The 15135-nt window shown below is 71.9% G+C and carries 15 protein-coding genes; 2 read left to right on the top strand and 13 right to left on the bottom strand.

Going from position 1 to position 15135, the window contains the following annotated elements; translation table 11 throughout:
- Positions 1 to 8 precede the first annotated feature (8 nt).
- On the top strand, positions 9 to 1094 hold the full coding sequence (locus tag Mth01_RS02215) for an ABC transporter ATP-binding protein (protein ID WP_204010378.1): 1086 nt from the start codon (positions 9 to 11) through the stop codon (positions 1092 to 1094).
- Positions 1091 to 2122 (top strand): ABC transporter ATP-binding protein, encoded by a 1032-nt coding sequence (locus Mth01_RS02210; RefSeq protein WP_204010375.1) that lies wholly within the window; start codon positions 1091 to 1093, stop codon positions 2120 to 2122. The genes Mth01_RS02215 and Mth01_RS02210 overlap by 4 nt, the downstream gene beginning before the upstream one ends.
- A gap of 4 nt (positions 2123 to 2126) precedes the next feature.
- Here Mth01_RS02210 and rpe read toward each other — a convergent pair whose 3' ends face one another.
- The 13 genes from rpe to mihF form a co-directional block, all read right to left on the bottom strand.
- Entirely contained in the window at positions 2127 to 2795 is a 669-nt protein-coding gene (rpe, locus tag Mth01_RS02205; RefSeq protein WP_204010372.1) for a ribulose-phosphate 3-epimerase, read from the bottom strand.
- 11 nt (positions 2796 to 2806) lie between these two features.
- Complete coding sequence (locus tag Mth01_RS02200) at positions 2807 to 4261, bottom strand: RsmB/NOP family class I SAM-dependent RNA methyltransferase (protein ID WP_204010369.1); 1455 nt, start codon at positions 4259 to 4261, stop codon at positions 2807 to 2809.
- On the bottom strand, positions 4258 to 5217 hold the full coding sequence (gene fmt / locus Mth01_RS02195; RefSeq protein WP_204010367.1) for a methionyl-tRNA formyltransferase: 960 nt from the start codon (positions 5215 to 5217) through the stop codon (positions 4258 to 4260). Before fmt ends, Mth01_RS02200 begins: the two co-directional genes overlap by 4 nt.
- Positions 5217 to 5765 carry a peptide deformylase gene (def, locus tag Mth01_RS02190; RefSeq protein WP_204010365.1) on the bottom strand — a complete coding sequence of 183 codons (549 nt, stop codon included), beginning with the start codon at positions 5763 to 5765 and terminating at the stop codon, positions 5217 to 5219. Before def ends, fmt begins: the two co-directional genes overlap by 1 nt.
- Before the next feature lie 91 nt (positions 5766 to 5856).
- Positions 5857 to 7074, bottom strand: a complete 1218-nt coding sequence (locus Mth01_RS02185) for a hypothetical protein (protein ID WP_204010363.1) — start codon at positions 7072 to 7074, stop codon at positions 5857 to 5859.
- A gap of 23 nt (positions 7075 to 7097) precedes the next feature.
- Complete coding sequence (locus Mth01_RS02180) at positions 7098 to 8822, bottom strand: hypothetical protein (protein ID WP_239089222.1); 1725 nt, start codon at positions 8820 to 8822, stop codon at positions 7098 to 7100.
- A 69-nt stretch (positions 8823 to 8891) separates the two neighbouring features.
- Positions 8892 to 10898: a primosomal protein N' gene (locus Mth01_RS02175; RefSeq protein WP_204010361.1), complete on the bottom strand. Its 2007-nt coding sequence runs from the start codon at positions 10896 to 10898 to the stop codon at positions 8892 to 8894.
- A 60-nt stretch (positions 10899 to 10958) separates the two neighbouring features.
- Positions 10959 to 12146 carry a methionine adenosyltransferase gene (gene metK, locus Mth01_RS02170; protein WP_204010359.1) on the bottom strand — a complete coding sequence of 396 codons (1188 nt, stop codon included), beginning with the start codon at positions 12144 to 12146 and terminating at the stop codon, positions 10959 to 10961.
- A gap of 66 nt (positions 12147 to 12212) precedes the next feature.
- Entirely contained in the window at positions 12213 to 12590 is a 378-nt protein-coding gene (locus Mth01_RS02165) for a hypothetical protein (RefSeq protein WP_204010356.1), read from the bottom strand.
- A 42-nt stretch (positions 12591 to 12632) separates the two neighbouring features.
- Positions 12633 to 13880, bottom strand: coding sequence for a bifunctional phosphopantothenoylcysteine decarboxylase/phosphopantothenate--cysteine ligase CoaBC (coaBC, locus tag Mth01_RS02160; protein WP_239089220.1), 1248 nt, complete (start codon positions 13878 to 13880; stop codon positions 12633 to 12635).
- Between the two features lie 8 nt (positions 13881 to 13888).
- Complete coding sequence (rpoZ, locus tag Mth01_RS02155) at positions 13889 to 14152, bottom strand: DNA-directed RNA polymerase subunit omega (RefSeq protein WP_204010352.1); 264 nt, start codon at positions 14150 to 14152, stop codon at positions 13889 to 13891.
- A gap of 12 nt (positions 14153 to 14164) precedes the next feature.
- Complete coding sequence (gmk, locus tag Mth01_RS02150) at positions 14165 to 14755, bottom strand: guanylate kinase (RefSeq protein WP_204010349.1); 591 nt, start codon at positions 14753 to 14755, stop codon at positions 14165 to 14167.
- 48 nt (positions 14756 to 14803) lie between these two features.
- Complete coding sequence (gene mihF / locus Mth01_RS02145; protein ID WP_204010346.1) at positions 14804 to 15127, bottom strand: integration host factor, actinobacterial type; 324 nt, start codon at positions 15125 to 15127, stop codon at positions 14804 to 14806.
- Positions 15128 to 15135 lie beyond the last annotated feature (8 nt).

The raw sequence follows: 15135 nt of genomic DNA, 5'->3' as shown, positions 1-15135 counted from the left end.
GTCCCGGCTTGACCCCGATCACACCCTTCCTGTCCGTTCAGGACCTGCACGTCTCCTTCCAGACGGAGGACGGGATCGTCAAGGCGGTCGACGGGCTCTCATTCGACGTGGAGAAGGGGACGACGCTCGGCATCGTCGGCGAGTCCGGCTCGGGCAAGTCCGTGACGAACCTGGCGATCCTCGGCCTGCACGACCCGGAGCGCACCGACATCGGCGGCCAGGTCCGGCTGGAAGGTCAGGAACTGCTCGGCGCGGACCGCACCACCATGGAGCGGCTGCGCGGCAATCGCATCGCCATGATCTTCCAGGACCCGCTGACCGCGCTGTCGCCGTTCCACACCGTGGGCCGCCAGATCGGCGAGGTCTACCGCAAGCACAAGGGTGCGAGCAAGCGGGAGGCCCGTGAGCGCGCCATCGAGATGCTGGAGCGCGTCGGCATCCCGAACGCCAAGGTCCGGGTCGACGAGTACCCGCACATGTTCTCCGGCGGAATGCGACAGCGAGTCATGATCGCGATGGCTCTGGTGTGCGACCCGGACCTGCTCATCGCCGACGAGCCCACGACCGCGCTCGACGTGACCGTCCAGGCACAGATCCTCGACCTGCTCAAGGACCTGCAGCAGCAGACCGGGACCGCCATCATCCTGATCACTCACGATCTCGGAGTGGTCGCCCAGACCGCCCACAACGTGCTGGTGATGTACGCCGGCCGAGCCGTGGAGCGCGGCACCATGCGGGAGGTGCTCGGCTCGCCCAGGCACCCGTACACGTGGGGTCTGCTCTCCTCCGTGCCCCGTCTCGGGACCTCCGTGGACGTGCCGCTGAGGCCGGTCCGCGGCACTCCCCCGAGCCTGATCAACCCGCCACCGGGCTGTCCCTTCCACCCGCGCTGCGACTATCCGGAGCTGGCCGGGCCCGAACTCTGCCGCACCCAGCGGCCGGAGATCTCTCCCGACGCCGGCCACGGGGACGCCTGCTACCTCACCCTGCGTCAGAAGACGGACCTCCGCACCGTCGCCCATGCCGCCCAGACCACACAGACCACACAGACCGCACAGACCGCCCAGACCACCCACATCAAGGACCGCGCATGAACGAGACGCTGCTGGAGCTGCAGGGGCTGGTCAAGCACTTCCCGATCCGGGGCGGCGTGCTGATCAAGCGTCAGGTCGGCAGCGTCCACGCGGTGGACGAGATCGACCTCACGATCGGGGTCGGCGAGACGGTGGGGCTGGTCGGCGAGTCGGGCTGCGGCAAGTCGACGACCGGACGGCTCGCCGCCCGCCTGCTGGAACCCACGGCGGGCAAGATCCTCTACGGTGGGCGGGACATCGCCCACGACTCCCGGCGCCGGCTCAAGCCGATCAGGCCGGAGATCCAGATGATCTTCCAGGACCCCTACAGCTCACTCAACCCCCGCCACACCGTCGGCACGATCATCAGCGGCCCGATGGAGGTCAACGGCATCGAGCCCACGGGCGGCCGGCGCAAGCGGGTGCAGGAACTCCTGGAGATCGTCGGCCTGAACCCCGAGCACTACAACCGGTTCCCTCACGAGTTCTCGGGCGGGCAGCGCCAGCGCATCGGCATCGCCCGCGCGCTGGCGCTCAACCCCAAACTGATCATCGCGGACGAGCCGGTTTCCGCGCTCGACGTGTCGATCCAGGCGCAGGTCGTCAACCTGCTGCAGGAGTTGCAGCGCGATCTCGGCATCGCGTTCCTGTTCATCGCGCACGATCTCGCCATCGTCCGCCACTTCTCCCAGCGCGTGGCGGTGATGTACCTCGGCAAGATCGTGGAGGTGGGCGACCGGCAGTCGATCTACGACCGGCCACGGCACCCGTACACGCACGCGCTGCTGTCGGCCGTGCCCGAGCCCGACGTGGACGGCGAACCCCGGGAGCGCATCCGCCTGGCCGGCGACGTGCCCTCCCCCATCAACCCGCCGTCGGGCTGCCGGTTCCGCACCCGCTGCTGGAAGGCTCAGGACAAATGCGCCGCCGAGGTGCCCCCGCTGGTGCGGCTGAACGGCAACCGGGAGGGCCACCTCACGGCCTGCCACTTCCCCGAAGCTCCCACAGTCCAGGGCGACGACGTCGTCCTCGACCCCGCCCTCGCCTGACAGATCAGGCGGGGATCGACTTCTCGGCGAGGGCGCGAAGGTTCCGTACGGCTCGGGCGGGGTCGTCGGCCCTGTAGACGGCGTTGCCCGCCACGAACACGTCGGCCCCGGCCTCAGCGCAGCGTTCGATGGTCGTCTCCGACACCCCGCCGTCGACCTGGAGCCACACGTCGCCGCCGTACTTGTCGATCAGCGCACGGGCCCTGGCGACCTTCGGCAGCATGATGTCGAGGAACCTCTGCCCGCCGAAGCCCGGCTCCACGGTCATGACCAGCAGCATGTCGATCTCAGGCAGCAGGTCCTCGTAGAGCTCGACCGGTGTGGCCGGGTTCAGCGCCAGGCCCGCCCTGGCCCCGGCCGCGCGGATCGCCCGCAGTGTGCGCACGGCCGCCCTGGCCGCCTCGGCGTGGATGGTGACGCTGGCGGCGCCCGCCTCCGCGTAGTCCGGCGCCCACCGGTCCGGCTCCTCGATCATGAGGTGGCAGTCGAGCGGCGTCGTGGTCGCCTTGAGCAGCGCCTCCACGATCGGCAGGCCGAGCGTGAGGTTGGGCACGAAGCGGTAGTCCATGACGTCCACGTGCAGCCAGTCGGCGATGCCCTCGACCCGGGCCGCCTCATCGGCGAGCCGGGCGAAGTCGGCGGACAGGATGCTGGGCGAGATCTGTACGGCCATAGTCCCGGAGTCTATTTGGCCCGCAACAGCGCCAGGAACATGGCGTCTGTGCCGTGCCGGTGCGGCCAGAACCGCACGTAGGGGCCGTCGCCGAGCCCCGGCGCCTCGGGCAGGAACTCCCGCGCGTCCAGCACCTCTGCCCGCTCCCGCGGCACCTCGCCCACCACGGCGGACGTCTCCGCCAGATGCGGCGAGCAGGTCACGTAGGCCACCACTCCGCCGGGCCGTACGGCTCGCAGAGCCGAGTCCAGCAACCGCCGCTGCAGCCGGGTCAGTTCGGGGATGTCGCGGGGATCGCGCCGCCAGCGGGCCTCGGGCCGCCTGCGCAGGGCGCCCAGCCCGGTGCAGGGGGCGTCGAGCATCACCCGGTCGAACGCCCCTGGCCGCCAGGCCGGCTCGGTCCCGTCGGCGGTCACGACCGCGGCCTCCCTGGTCGTCCCCCAGACGAGCCGGGCGCGGTGGTACTGGACGTCGGCGGCGAGCAGCCTCGCGCCGCGCTGCGCGGCCAGCGCGTCGAGCAGCCCGGCCTTCCCACCCGGTCCCGCGCACATGTCCAGCCAGTCGCGATCCCTGCCGGCGACGGGCACTCGGGTGAGTGCGAGCGCGACGAGCTGGCTCGCCTCGTCCTGCACCGCGGCGCGCGCCTCGCCCACCGCCGGGATCGACGCCGGATCCCCCTCGGGCAGATAGGCGCCGTACGGCGAGTAGCCGGCGGCTTCGGCACCCGCCGAGACCAGCTCGTCGACGGAGCAGCGCCCCGGACGCGCCACCAGCGCCACCCGGGGCCGCTCGTTGTCGGCCGCCAGCAGCGCGGCGGTCTCGTCCACGTCGCCGCCGACCGCGTCGCGCAGCGCGTTCACGATCCAGCGGGGGTGGCTGTACGCCACGGCGAGGTGACCGACCGGGTCCTCCTCGCGGGGCGGGGCCACGATGGCGAGCCACTCCTCCAGCGTGCGGCCGGCGACCTTGCGCAGCACGGCGTTCGCGTAGCGCGAGGGGCCGGGACCGACCCGGTGCCGGACCAGATCGATCGTGGCGCTCACCGCCGCGTGCGGTGGGATGCGGGTGCGCAGGAGTTGGTGCACGCCGAGCCGGACGGCGTCCAGCAGCGGCGGGTCCACGTGCTCGGGAGCCCGATCGCTGCAGGCGGCGATGATCTCGTCGTAGGTGCCGAGGCCGCGCAGCGTGCCGTAGGCCAGCTCGGTGGCGAGGGCGGCGTCCCGGCCCGCGATGCCGCGTCTGCGTAGCAGCGTGGGCAGCAGCAGGTTGGCGTACGCGTCACGCTCGTCGACGGCCCTCATCAGGTCGTAGGCCGCGTTCCTCGCCGCGTCGGGCCTGCCGCCGGGCCGCCGCTTGCCGGGCCCCGGCCGTCCGGATCCCTGCCGTCCAGATCCCGGCTGTCCAGTTCCCTGCGTGCCGGACCCCTGCGTGCCTGTGGGCCGCCTTCCGGAGTGCCGCCGCGTCATCCGAAGCGCTCCAGACCGTCAAGTGGGCCGCCACCGGACGGGCCGGCGATGCGGACGCCGCGCGCCCACTCGGCGGCCGTCATCACCCGCTTGCCCTGCGGCTGCACCTCGCCGAGCTCCACCGGGTGGGTGCCGGTGCCGACGAGCACGGTGTTCTTCGCGGCGCTGATCTCGGCGGGCGCGAGCGCGGCCGATGCCTGCGGCGCGAGCCGTACCGCGCCGATCTTGACCCGCTGACCGCGGAACTCGGTCCACGCGCCCGGCGCGGGCGTGCAGGCGCGTACCAGCCGGTCCACTCGCATGGCCGGGGCCGCCCAGTCGACGCGCGCGTCCTCGACCTCGATCTTCGGTGCGACGCTCACCCCGTCGGCCGGCTGCGGGCGGGCCTCCAGTGCGTCGTCCTCGACGCCGTCGAGCGTCGCCGCGAGCAGCCCGGCACCCGACTCGGCGAGCCTGGCCAGCAGCGCGCCGCTGGTGTCGTCCGGGCGGACCTGCTCGGTCACACAGCCGAAGACGGGGCCGGCGTCCAACTCCTTGACGATCCGGAAGGTCGTCGCGCCGGTGATCTCGTCGCCGTGCAGTACGGCATGCTGAACCGGGGCGGCGCCCCGCCACGCGGGCAGCAACGAGAAATGGAGATTTATCCAGCCAAACGGCGGAATATCCAAGGCGGCCTGCGGCAGCAAAGCGCCATAGGCGACAACCGGGCAGCAGTCCGGATTTATCGCCCTGAGCCGGTCGAGGAATTCCACGTCTCCGGCCTTCACCGGTTTGAGCACCTCGATGCCCGACTCCTCGGCGAGCTGAGCCACCGGGCTGGGATGGACCTGGCGTCCCCGGCCGGATCTGGCATCCGGGCGGGTGACGACGGCGACCACCTCGTGGCGGGGCGAGTCGAGCAGGACCCGCAGCGACGGGAGCGCGGTGTCCGGAGTGCCGGCGAAGACCAGGCGCACTACAGGGCCTTCCCTTGGGTGGCGTGCGGCGAGAACTTGACGACCGGCGCGGAAAGGCCGCTCCACTCGGACTCACGGATCGCCTTCATCGCCAGCTTGCGCTGCTTGGGATCCATCCGGTCGATGAACAGCACGCCGTCCAGGTGATCGGTCTCGTGCTGGAAGCAGCGGGCCATCACCTCGGTGCCCTCCAGGACGACCGGATCGCCGTACATGTTGAAGCCCTTGGCGACCGCCCTGATCGCACGCGGAGTCGGGAAGGACATGCCGGGGAAGGACAGGCAGCCTTCCTCACCCTCCTCGTCCATCTCGTCCGACAGGTCGAGGTCAGGGTTGATCACGTGACCGAGCTGCTCGTCCACGTAGTAGGTGAACACCCGCAGCCCGACGCCGATCTGCGGCGCGGCCAGGCCCGCACCCGGCGCGTCCATCATCGTGTCGGTCAGGTCCTTGACGAGCCTGCGCAGCTCCTTGTCGAAGTCGACCACCGGCTCCGCCGGCGTGCGCAGCACCGGGTCGCCGAAAAGGCGGATCGGCTGAATGGCCAACGATCGGCTCCGTTCATATCACGACGTCGAAATATCACCTCAGTCTAGGGGGTGTTCAGCAGGTGCCGACCGTCACGAGCGCGAGTCCTGGCTAGGGACCTGAGCGGACCTTCATCGCCGTCTTCCGTGCCGTCTTGGCGATCAACGGCTCGGGGTGGTGCCTGCCGAGCATCTCCAGCACGGCGAGGGTGTCGGGGTGATCCACCCGTCCCATCTCGGGGACCAGCACGAGCAGGTCCTCCCCGAGGATGTCGAAATGGGCCACCGAGTCGATGGGGGCGCCCAGGTAGAGCAGGGCAGCGAGGGTGTCCACGGCCACCCAGGCGCCGTCTCCCTCGCCCAGCGCCGGGGCGTCCAGATCGCGGACGCCCAGCCACGCCGCGGCGTACCGCCACATCATCGGCTCACCGAGGGCCTCGCGTACGGCGTGTTCGGCCTCCGGGCCCAGCTCCTCCAGGATGGTCCCGGCCGTGCCGCGCTGGGCGGCGTTGCCGGATGAAGCGATCTTGACCAGCTCGCGGGCGGCGTCCTCGGGGGCTCGGCGCTCCAGCCACAGCGTCGCCGCGCTGGCCGACGCCCGGCCGGTCAGCATGGCGTCGATCAGTTCCCCGGCGCTCTGCCCCGCGAAGGCCGCCACCTCGCGCAGAGAGGGCGCGTCGTGCCCCTCCCGCAGCAGATCGCGGCGTACGGCCCATACGCCGGGCTCGGTGAGTCGTACGAGATCGCCGGTCAGCTCGATCAGCCCGCAGTACTCCAGCAGCGCCATGGCCTCGGCCAGCTCACCGGGCAGCGTCATCCGCAGCCGCCTGAGCTCGGTCTGGCGGGCGCCGCAGCCGACCTCGTGCGCCTGGAGGATGCCACCGGCCAGGTTCGCCATCGGCATGCCGTCGCGAACGGAGTAGATGGTCGCGAGGATCTCGGTGAGATGCTCGTCGACGACCCTGGACCCGGTCAGGCCCTCCTCCGTGCGGTCGAGTATGTCCATGACCACGCCGTCCCAGAACTCCATCGGGTCCGCGGCCCCGGGACCGGGGCGGGCGCTGCCGCCGGGCGTCACATCGAGGAGCCGGCCGTTGACCGCCACGACCCAGAGCAGGTGCAGCCACGCGCCGTTCAGCCCGAGCTCGGCGACGGCCCCGCGAGCGTCGGCGTCGGTCAGCAGCCCCCGCTCGGTGACCTCGCGCACGCCGGTCCAGCCGGCCAGCCGTACGGCGTCGCCTACGATGGGCGCATCTCGCACCATCCGCGCCAACTCCTCGTCAGGGGCGAGGTCGACCGGCGGGAATGTGAGCACGTCGCTGTCGGCCATTGCAGCAACTTACTCCACTCCAGTCACCGGATGCCCCGCGAACGGGCCTTGAACGCCGCTTTCCTGGCCGCCTTGGCCGCCACTCGATCGGACAGGGAGTTGCCGAGCAGTTCCAGAACCTCGACGACGTCGGGGTGTTCGACCCGCCACATGTCCTCGATCAGATGGGCGGGCGGTCCCGACACGGCGATGTTCTCCGCGAAGCCGTCCGGGTCGGCCTCAGCCGCCGGCAGCGCCAGCGCCAGCATGTCGACCGTGACCCACAGCACCTCCTCGTGGGTGAGCACGGGGGCTTCCAGACCCCGGGCGGACAGCCAGTGGGCGGCGTGCGGCCGCAACTCCGGGTCGTCCAGACAGGATCGGACGACCGGGGCCGCCTCCACGCCCAGCCGGTCGACGATCGTGACGGCGATGCCGCGTACCTCGGCCGGCGTGCCCGCCACCGCGGCGAGCAGTTCCGTCGCCGCCTGCTCGGGGGTGCGGCGGACCAGCCATGCCGCGACGTCGCGCTCCGCCACCTCGGCGGGCAGGCCGTCGCTGATGAGGCCCGCGATCAGCCCGCTCGCATCGCCCTCGGCGAGATCCGGCGCGACCGGGGCGTCCAGCCCCATTTCCGAATAGATCTCCCGCAGCCCCCACAGGCCCTGCGGAGTCAGGGTCAGACCGTCCTCGGTGATCTGGACCGTTCCCGTGTAGGCGAGGCCGGCGAGCGCCGCGTCCAGTCGCCCGTCGGACCATATGTTCATCGGCCCGCCCTCGGCCGGCCCGCCCGCTACTGGGCCGTGGTCTACTGGGCCGTGCTCGGTCGACGCGGAAGGTCGACCGGCCGCGATCTCGCGTAGGTATTCGGCGACCGCCTCACTCGGGACCGGCGCCTGCAGCCGGTAGAGCAGGTCGTGGACCGAGTACATCTCCTCGTCGACGGCGGGCTCCCCGGTGACCGCCACCGGCGCCTCGATCAGGAACTCAATGGTCCCCGCCCACAGGTCGAGCACCTCTTCGTCCGCCCGGGAGGCCAGCGGACGGAACCCCTCGCCCGCCACGACGACGGTCCTCTCCACCCTGGCCAACCCCAGGTCCAGTGCGAGCCGCCAGGCCAGGGCCGGCCGCTCCACACTCGCCTGCGCCGCGACGTCGCGGGCGTCCCTGACCCGCAGCGCCTTGCGCGTCGTCGTGGTGCGTCCGCCGTCGACCAGCCACGTCACGACGTGGTGGGCGTCACGCAGCAGGGGCGCCTCCCGCACGGCGGCGGCGATCTCGGCGGCGGGCGGGAGCCGTACGGCGGGCAGCGGCGCGCAGCCGGGGCAGTCGCAGTCGGCCGAGCCGGGCTCGACCAGTTCCAGGGAGTCGGGCCCGATGGCGCTGAAGATGCTCTTGGCCATGCCGAACTTGGTGGTGTCGGCGAGCGCCCGGGGCATCTCGGGCTCGATCTCGTCGATGGTCTCCCGGATCCTGATGGCGACCTTGCCGCCGATCTCCCCCGTGTCGAGGAGGAACTCCACCAGCGTGCGAGCCGCGTCGATGGTCTCCGGCGCGCTCTCCGGCGGGGCGATGACCTTCCTCGGATAGATCTCCAGCAGGAGTTCCTCGAAGGTGCCCGGCCGGAAGTCGCCGAGCTCCCTCACCTCCAGATAGTCGCTGGCGTAGTCGCACAGTAGACGGACCTCGTCGACGTCGACCTCCACGCCCTTCTCGCACCCCCACGTGCGAAGGCCGTCGATGGCCCGGTTCACCCATTCGATCGACACAGGAAGACGCTAACGGCTCACCGACCCCATAGCGAATCGGTCACCTCGTACGTGATCTTGCTACTCCGGTCAGATGAGGTCGAGCGGGTCGACGGCCACGCGCACCACGTCGGCCGCTTTACGCGCGGATCGCGCCCCGCTCGCGCCCTTGAGCGCACGGGCGAGCGCCGGTCCCCGGTCACGCGGCACCCGGACCATGGCACGCTCCAGCTCGCCCTCCACCGGGACGGGGCCGAGGACCTGGGCCCCGTCCGGCAGGGCCGTACCGGCGAGCGTCTCCCTTACGGCGGCGGCCGGGCCGGTCAACGTGGCCATTCGCACGGCCGGGGGGAAGCCCAGCTCGGCGCGGTCGGCGAGCTCGCGCTCGGCGAAGGTGACCGGGTCCCAACGCACCAGGGCCTGCACCGCGGGGACGGCCGAGTCGGCCAGCACGACGAGCTCTGCCCCCGGCCGGGCCAGCGCCGCGGCGTTCATCCAGCGCCGCAGCGTCTCCTCCGCGGCGCGCAGGTCCGGGCGGCCGAGCAGCGCCCACCCGTCGAGCAGCACGGCCGCCGCATAGCCGCCGTCGGGCACCGGCTCTGCGCCGGGGGTGGCCACGACCAGTGCGGGAGCCGCGCCGACCGCGGCGAGCACCCCGTCCCTGCCGGACGTCTTGACCGGGACGGACGGGAACGCCCGGCCGAGCTCCTCGGCCGTGCGGCGAACCCCCACGATCAGCGCGCGGATCCGGTCGTCGCCGCATGACGGGCAGCGCCGGCCGCCCGCGATCCGCCCGCACCAGCGGCAGTACGGCACGGCATGCCCGCCGCGCAGGGCCAGCGGCCCGCGGCAGGCCGGGCAGCGGGCCGGGCTCCGGCAGGTCCGGCAGGAGAGCGCGGGCAGGTATCCCCTCCTGGGCACCTGGACGAGCACCGGCCCGCTCTCCAGCCCGCGCCGCAGCGCCCGCCAGGCGATGGTCGGCAGCCGGGCGGCCCTGGCCGCCTCGTCATGGGCCAGGTCGGCGTCGTCGCCGGCCGGGCGCACCCTCGGCGCCCTGGCCCGGATCTCCTCGCGCCGGGGGGCGAGCGACCGTGCCCAGCCCGTCGCCACCAGCAGGGCCGCCTCCGCCGTACGCGCGTGACCGCCCACCAGCAGGCCCGCGTCCGCCCGGTGGGCGCGCAGGGCCAGCACCTCGCGGGCGTGCGGGTACGGCGCATGCGGATCGGCGTGCAGGTCGTCCCCGTCGTCCCAGATGACGGCCAGGCCCAGGGACGCCACCGGAGCGAAGGCGGCGGGGCGGTTGCCGACGACGACCGCGGCCTCTCCACGTAATGCCCTGAGCCAGCGGCGGTAGCGTTCGGCAGGCCCGAGATCAGCGGTGATCGCGACGTGCGGGGTGGATTCCAGCGCCCGGGCCATCATGGCCACGTCCTTGCCGTCGGGCAGCACGATGACCGCGCCGCGACCGCTCGCGAGCGTCGCCCGCACGGCCGCCGCGATCGCCTGCGGCCAGGAGACGCCGGGCAGGGCCGTCCAGACCGCGCGCGGCGAGCGGCCCTCGGCCAGCGCGGCCAGGAACGACGGCCCGGTAGGATAGGCGGCCCATGCGGCCGCGCCCAGATCACCGCTCTCCGGGGGAGACATGGGGTTCTGTGCCAGTCGGGCGGGGGCGCTCGCCTCGGCCTCGACCCTGGCGTGGCGCGGCGGGACCGCCAGCCGCAGGACATCGGACATCGTGCCCGCGTAGCGGTCGGCCACGGCCCGCGCGAGCCCGGCGATCTCGGCCGTCAGGACCGGCTCGGGGGAGATCACCCGCTCCAGGAAGGTGAGACGTCCCCGGTGCTCGCTGCTCGAGGCCCGCTCCAGGAGGAAGCCGTCGGTGAGCCGGCCGGCGAAGCGGACCCGCACCCGGCAGCCCGGCACCGCGACGGCGTCGGCCGTCGCGGGCACCAGGTAGTCGAACGGCCGGTCCAGATGCGGCAGCGGCGTGTCGACGACGATCCGGGCGACCGGAAGCTCACCGGCCGCCTGCCGCGCGCCCTTCCGGCCGCTCGTCGCCGGTGCGGGCACGAGCGCCTCCTGCGACGGCACACTCACGTCCTACGTCCTATCAGAAGAGGACGACGTCCGTGCGGCCGGAGGCGTACGGCGGGGCGGTCAGAGCCCGGCTGCCGCGCGCAGCGCGTCGGCCCGGTCGGTCGACTCCCAGGAGAAGCCGTCCCGGCCGAAGTGGCCGTAGGCGGCGGTCTCCGAGTAGATCGGGCGCAGCAGGTCGAGGTCCCGAATGATCGCGGCCGGACGCAGGTCGAAGACCTGGAGGACGGCCTTCTGGATCGCGGAGACCGGGGCCTTCTCGGTGCCGAAGCACTCCACGAAGAGGCCGACCGGCTGGGCCTTGCCGATCGCGTAGGCGACCTGCACCTCGCAGCGGTCGGCCAATCCGGCCGCCACGACGTTCTTGGCCACCCAGCGCATCGCGTACGCGGCGCTGCGGTCCACTTTGGAGGGGTCCTTGCCGGAGAACGCGCCGCCGCCGTGCCTGGCCATGCCGCCGTAGGTGTCGATGATGATCTTCCTGCCGGTGAGGCCCGCGTCGCCCATCGGGCCGCCGATCTCGAAGCGGCCGGTCGGGTTCACCAGCAGCCGGTAGCCCTCGGTCTCGATCTCCAGATCTGCCAGCACCGGCTCCACCACGTGCTCGCGGATGTCGGGGGTCAGCATCTCCCGCAGGTCGATCTCCGGGGCGTGCTGGGTGGAGACCACGACGGTGTCGAGGCGGACCGGGCGGTCCCCGTCGTACTCGATCGTCACCTGGGTCTTGCCGTCCGGCCGCAGGTACGGCACCTGGCCGCTCTTGCGGACCTCGGCCAGCCGCCGTGCCATCCGGTGCGCCAGCGTGATCGGCAGCGGCATCAACTCGGGCGTCTCCCGGCACGCGTACCCGAACATCAGGCCCTGGTCGCCGGCGCCCTGACGGTCGAAGTCGTCGCCACCCTCGCCCTCGCGGAGCTCATAGGCGGAGTCGACGCCCTGGGCGATGTCGGGCGACTGGGCGCCGATGGACACCGAAACGCCGCAGGAGGCGCCGTCGAAGCCCTTGTGGGACGCGTCGTAGCCGATCTCCAGGATCTTGTCGCGGATCAACGCCGGGATGTCGACGTAGGTCTCCGTCGTCACCTCGCCGGCGACGTGGACCTGGCCGGTGGTGATCAGCGTCTCGACGGCGACCCGGCTCTTCGGGTCGTCCTTGAGCATGGCGTCGAGGATCGCGTCACTGATCTGGTCGGCGATCTTGTCCGGGTGGCCCTCGGTGACCGACTCGGAGGTGAACAGGCGACGGGACAACTCGTGGCTCCTCATGCAGCGGCTGCTGACGTTCAAGATTTTGTGATGCTCACGCGAGTCTAGCGGTCACAAGTCGGGCAGGGGGTCGCGGGGAAGGTCCCCCGGGGAGAACGCCTCGGCGTCGGCGGCGGCCACCACCGCGGCGTACTCCACCTCGACCTCGAACACCATCCCGTCGATCTCGATGCGGGGGCCCGAGCCGAACTCGATCGGCCGCAACTCCATCGGGCCCAGCCGGGTGCGGCGCGGGTAGGTCGCCCACACACCCGACGGCGAGTCACGGCCGGCCATCGACAACAGGGTGACCGACCGGTCGGTCACGACGACCAGGAAGGTGGCCGTGGCCGGAGGCGACATCGCGAGGGCCGGGAAGACGTAGCGGATGTCCTCGCCCGGGCCGAGCATCGAGCGGCAGCGTTCTCTGGTCGCGGCGGGCACGGGCATGACGATCGGCTCCCTCGCGGCACGCACCTGTCGTGGCGGCTGTCAGGAAAGTCGCTCCGCCACCAAGTCCCAGACTACGTCGGCGAGATCCTCTTTGGGACCCCGTTGGATCTCCACCGCGCCGCCGTCCGCGCGCAGGACCACCGCGGCGTTGTCCGGCGTCCCGAACCCGAGGCCCTCCCCCACCTGGTTGACGACCAGCAGATCACAACCCTTGCGCGCCAGCTTGGCCCGGCCGTTCGCGAGGACGTCGTCGGTCTCGGCGGCGAACCCGACGATCACCCGCGGGTACGGCTCCCGCCCGCCCCGCTCCAGGGCGTCCCGGCGCAGCGAGCCCAGTTCGGCCAGCACATCCGGGTTCTTCACCAGGCGGATGGGGTCCGGCTCGGCCGACGACTTCTTGATCTTGGTATCGCTCCGCCGGTCGGGTCTGAAATCGGCGACGGCCGCCGCCATCACGACGGCGTCGGCGCCATCGGGCCCGACGCCGGCGGCGTCGAGCACCGCCTCACGCAACTCGCGGGCCGACTCGACCCGCACCACCTTGACTCCGGCGGGATCGGGCAGCGCGACGTTGGCCGACACGAGCGTGACCTCCGCGCCGCGGGCGACGGCGGTGCGGGCCAGGGCGTAGCCCTGCAGCCCCGAGGAGCGGTTTCCGATGAACCTGACCGGGTCGATCACCTCACGGGTCCCGCCGGCCGAGATCACGACGTGCCGACCGGCGAGGTCGAGGGCGCGGCCGGCGAGCACTCCGCGGACGAGCACCCTGCGGCAGATCTCGAAGATTTCGGCGGGGTCGGGCAGCCGTCCGGGACCGGTGTCGGCGCCGGTGAGCCTGCCTACGGCCGGCTCGATCACGACGGCGCCCCGCGCGCGCAGCGTCGCGACGTTCGCGCGGGTGGCGGGGTGCTCCCACATCTCCGTGTGCATCGCGGGCGCGAACACGACCGGGCAGCGGGCGGTCAGCAGGGTGTTGGTGAGAAGGTCGCCGGCGAGGCCGTGAGCGGCCTTGGCGAGGACGTCCGCGGTGGCGGGGGCGACGACCACCAGGTCGGCGCGCTGCCCGATGCGGACATGCGGCACCTCGTGCACGGACTCCCACACCTCGGTGGTCACCGGGTTGCCCGACAGCGCCGCCCAGGTCGGCTCCCCGACGAAACGCAGCGCGTCGCGGGTCGGCACGACCCGCACGTCATGACCGGACTCGGTGAACAGGCGCAGCAGCTCACACGACTTGTAAACGGCGATGCCGGCGCTGACGCCCAGCACCACCGACGCGACAGGCACGGCCCGGCTCAGGACTCGATGGGCTCGGCGGTGAGCAGACCCTCGCTGACCTCGCGCAGCGCGATGGACAGCGGCTTCTCCTGAGCGTGGGTCTCCACGAGCGGCCCGACGTACTCGAGCAGACCCTCACCGAGCTGCGAGTAGTAGGCGTTGATCTGGCGCGCCCGCTTCGAACCCATGATCACCAGGCTGTACTTGCTGTCGACGATGTCGAGCAGCGTGTCGATCGGCGGGTTGGTGATGCCTTCGGCGTAGCCGGCGATGCTTGCCACGTTGGTATTCCCTTAGCTAGAAGACGAGCTTCCCATCAAGGCTATCAGCCGGTGGCACACGTCCTTGACGGTCGTGTTGACGATGGTGAGGTCGAACTCCTTCTCGGCCGCCATCTCGGTCAGCCCCACCTCGAGGCGGCGGGCGATCACGTCGGGAGGCTCGGTGCCCCGGCCGCGCAGCCGCCGCTCCAGCTCCTCCCAGCTCGGCGGAGCCAGGAAGACCAGCAGCGCGTCGGGCATGGCGGCACGCACCTGCCGCGCTCCCTGGAGATCGATCTCCAGCAGCGTCGGCACGCCGGCGGTCAGCCGCTCCAGCACGGGCGTGCGGGGCGTGCCGTACCGGTGGCCGGCGAAGTCGGCCCACTCCAGAAGCTCCCCCGAGGCGATCAGCCGGTCGAACTCCGCGTCGTCGGCGAAGAAGTACTCCACGCCGTGCGTCTCCCCCGGGCGGGGCTTCCGGGTCGTCACCGAGACCGACAGCCACACCTCGGGGTGTGACCGCCGGAGCTCGGCGACGACCGTGGACTTCCCGACACCCGACGGACCGGACAGGACCGTCAGGCGTCGGTCGTGCGGCAAGGAGTCACCGCCGTGTATGGACATGTCGGCCACTCCGTTACCCCCGTGGATCAAGTTCGTACTCTGCCGAGATCAGCTCTCGGCACCGCCGAACTCTCGCTCCAGGGAGGCGCGCTGGTTGGCGCCGAGGCCCCGCACGCGGCGGGACTCGGCGATGCCCAGCTTCTCCATCAGCTGCTTGGCGCGGACCTTGCCCACGCCAGGGAGCGACTCCAGCAGAGCCGAGACTTTCATCTTGCCGATGACGTCATCGGTCTGCCCATCCTTCAGCACCTCGGCCAGGGAAACACCGCCGTGCTTGAGACGGTTCTTGACCTCGGCACGCTCTTTGCGTGCCTTGGCAGCCTTCTCAAGTGCTGCGGCGCGCTGCTCGGGGGTCAGGGGAGGAAGAGCCACGCCGGGTC

This window comes from Sphaerimonospora thailandensis, assembly GCF_016863115.1.
GTDB lineage: Bacteria > Actinomycetota > Actinomycetes > Streptosporangiales > Streptosporangiaceae > Sphaerimonospora > Sphaerimonospora cavernae.
Note: the sequence above shows the minus strand (reverse complement) of the source record. Positions and strands in the feature narration are given on the sequence as shown.

Excerpts from the sequence above, each read along its gene's own strand:
- rpe (WP_204010372.1), bottom strand. The coding sequence starts at position 2,795 with ATGGCCGTACAGATCTCGCCCAGCATCCTGTCCGCCGACTTCGCCCGG.
- Mth01_RS02210 (WP_204010375.1), top strand. The coding sequence starts at position 1,091 with ATGAACGAGACGCTGCTGGAGCTGCAGGGGCTGGTCAAGCACTTCCCG.
- gmk (WP_204010349.1), bottom strand. The coding sequence starts at position 14,755 with ATGTCCATACACGGCGGTGACTCCTTGCCGCACGACCGACGCCTGACG.
- Mth01_RS02200 (WP_204010369.1), bottom strand. The coding sequence starts at position 4,261 with ATGACGCGGCGGCACTCCGGAAGGCGGCCCACAGGCACGCAGGGGTCC.
- Mth01_RS02165 (WP_204010356.1), bottom strand. The coding sequence starts at position 12,590 with ATGCCCGTGCCCGCCGCGACCAGAGAACGCTGCCGCTCGATGCTCGGC.
- Mth01_RS02185 (WP_204010363.1), bottom strand. The coding sequence starts at position 7,074 with ATGGCCGACAGCGACGTGCTCACATTCCCGCCGGTCGACCTCGCCCCT.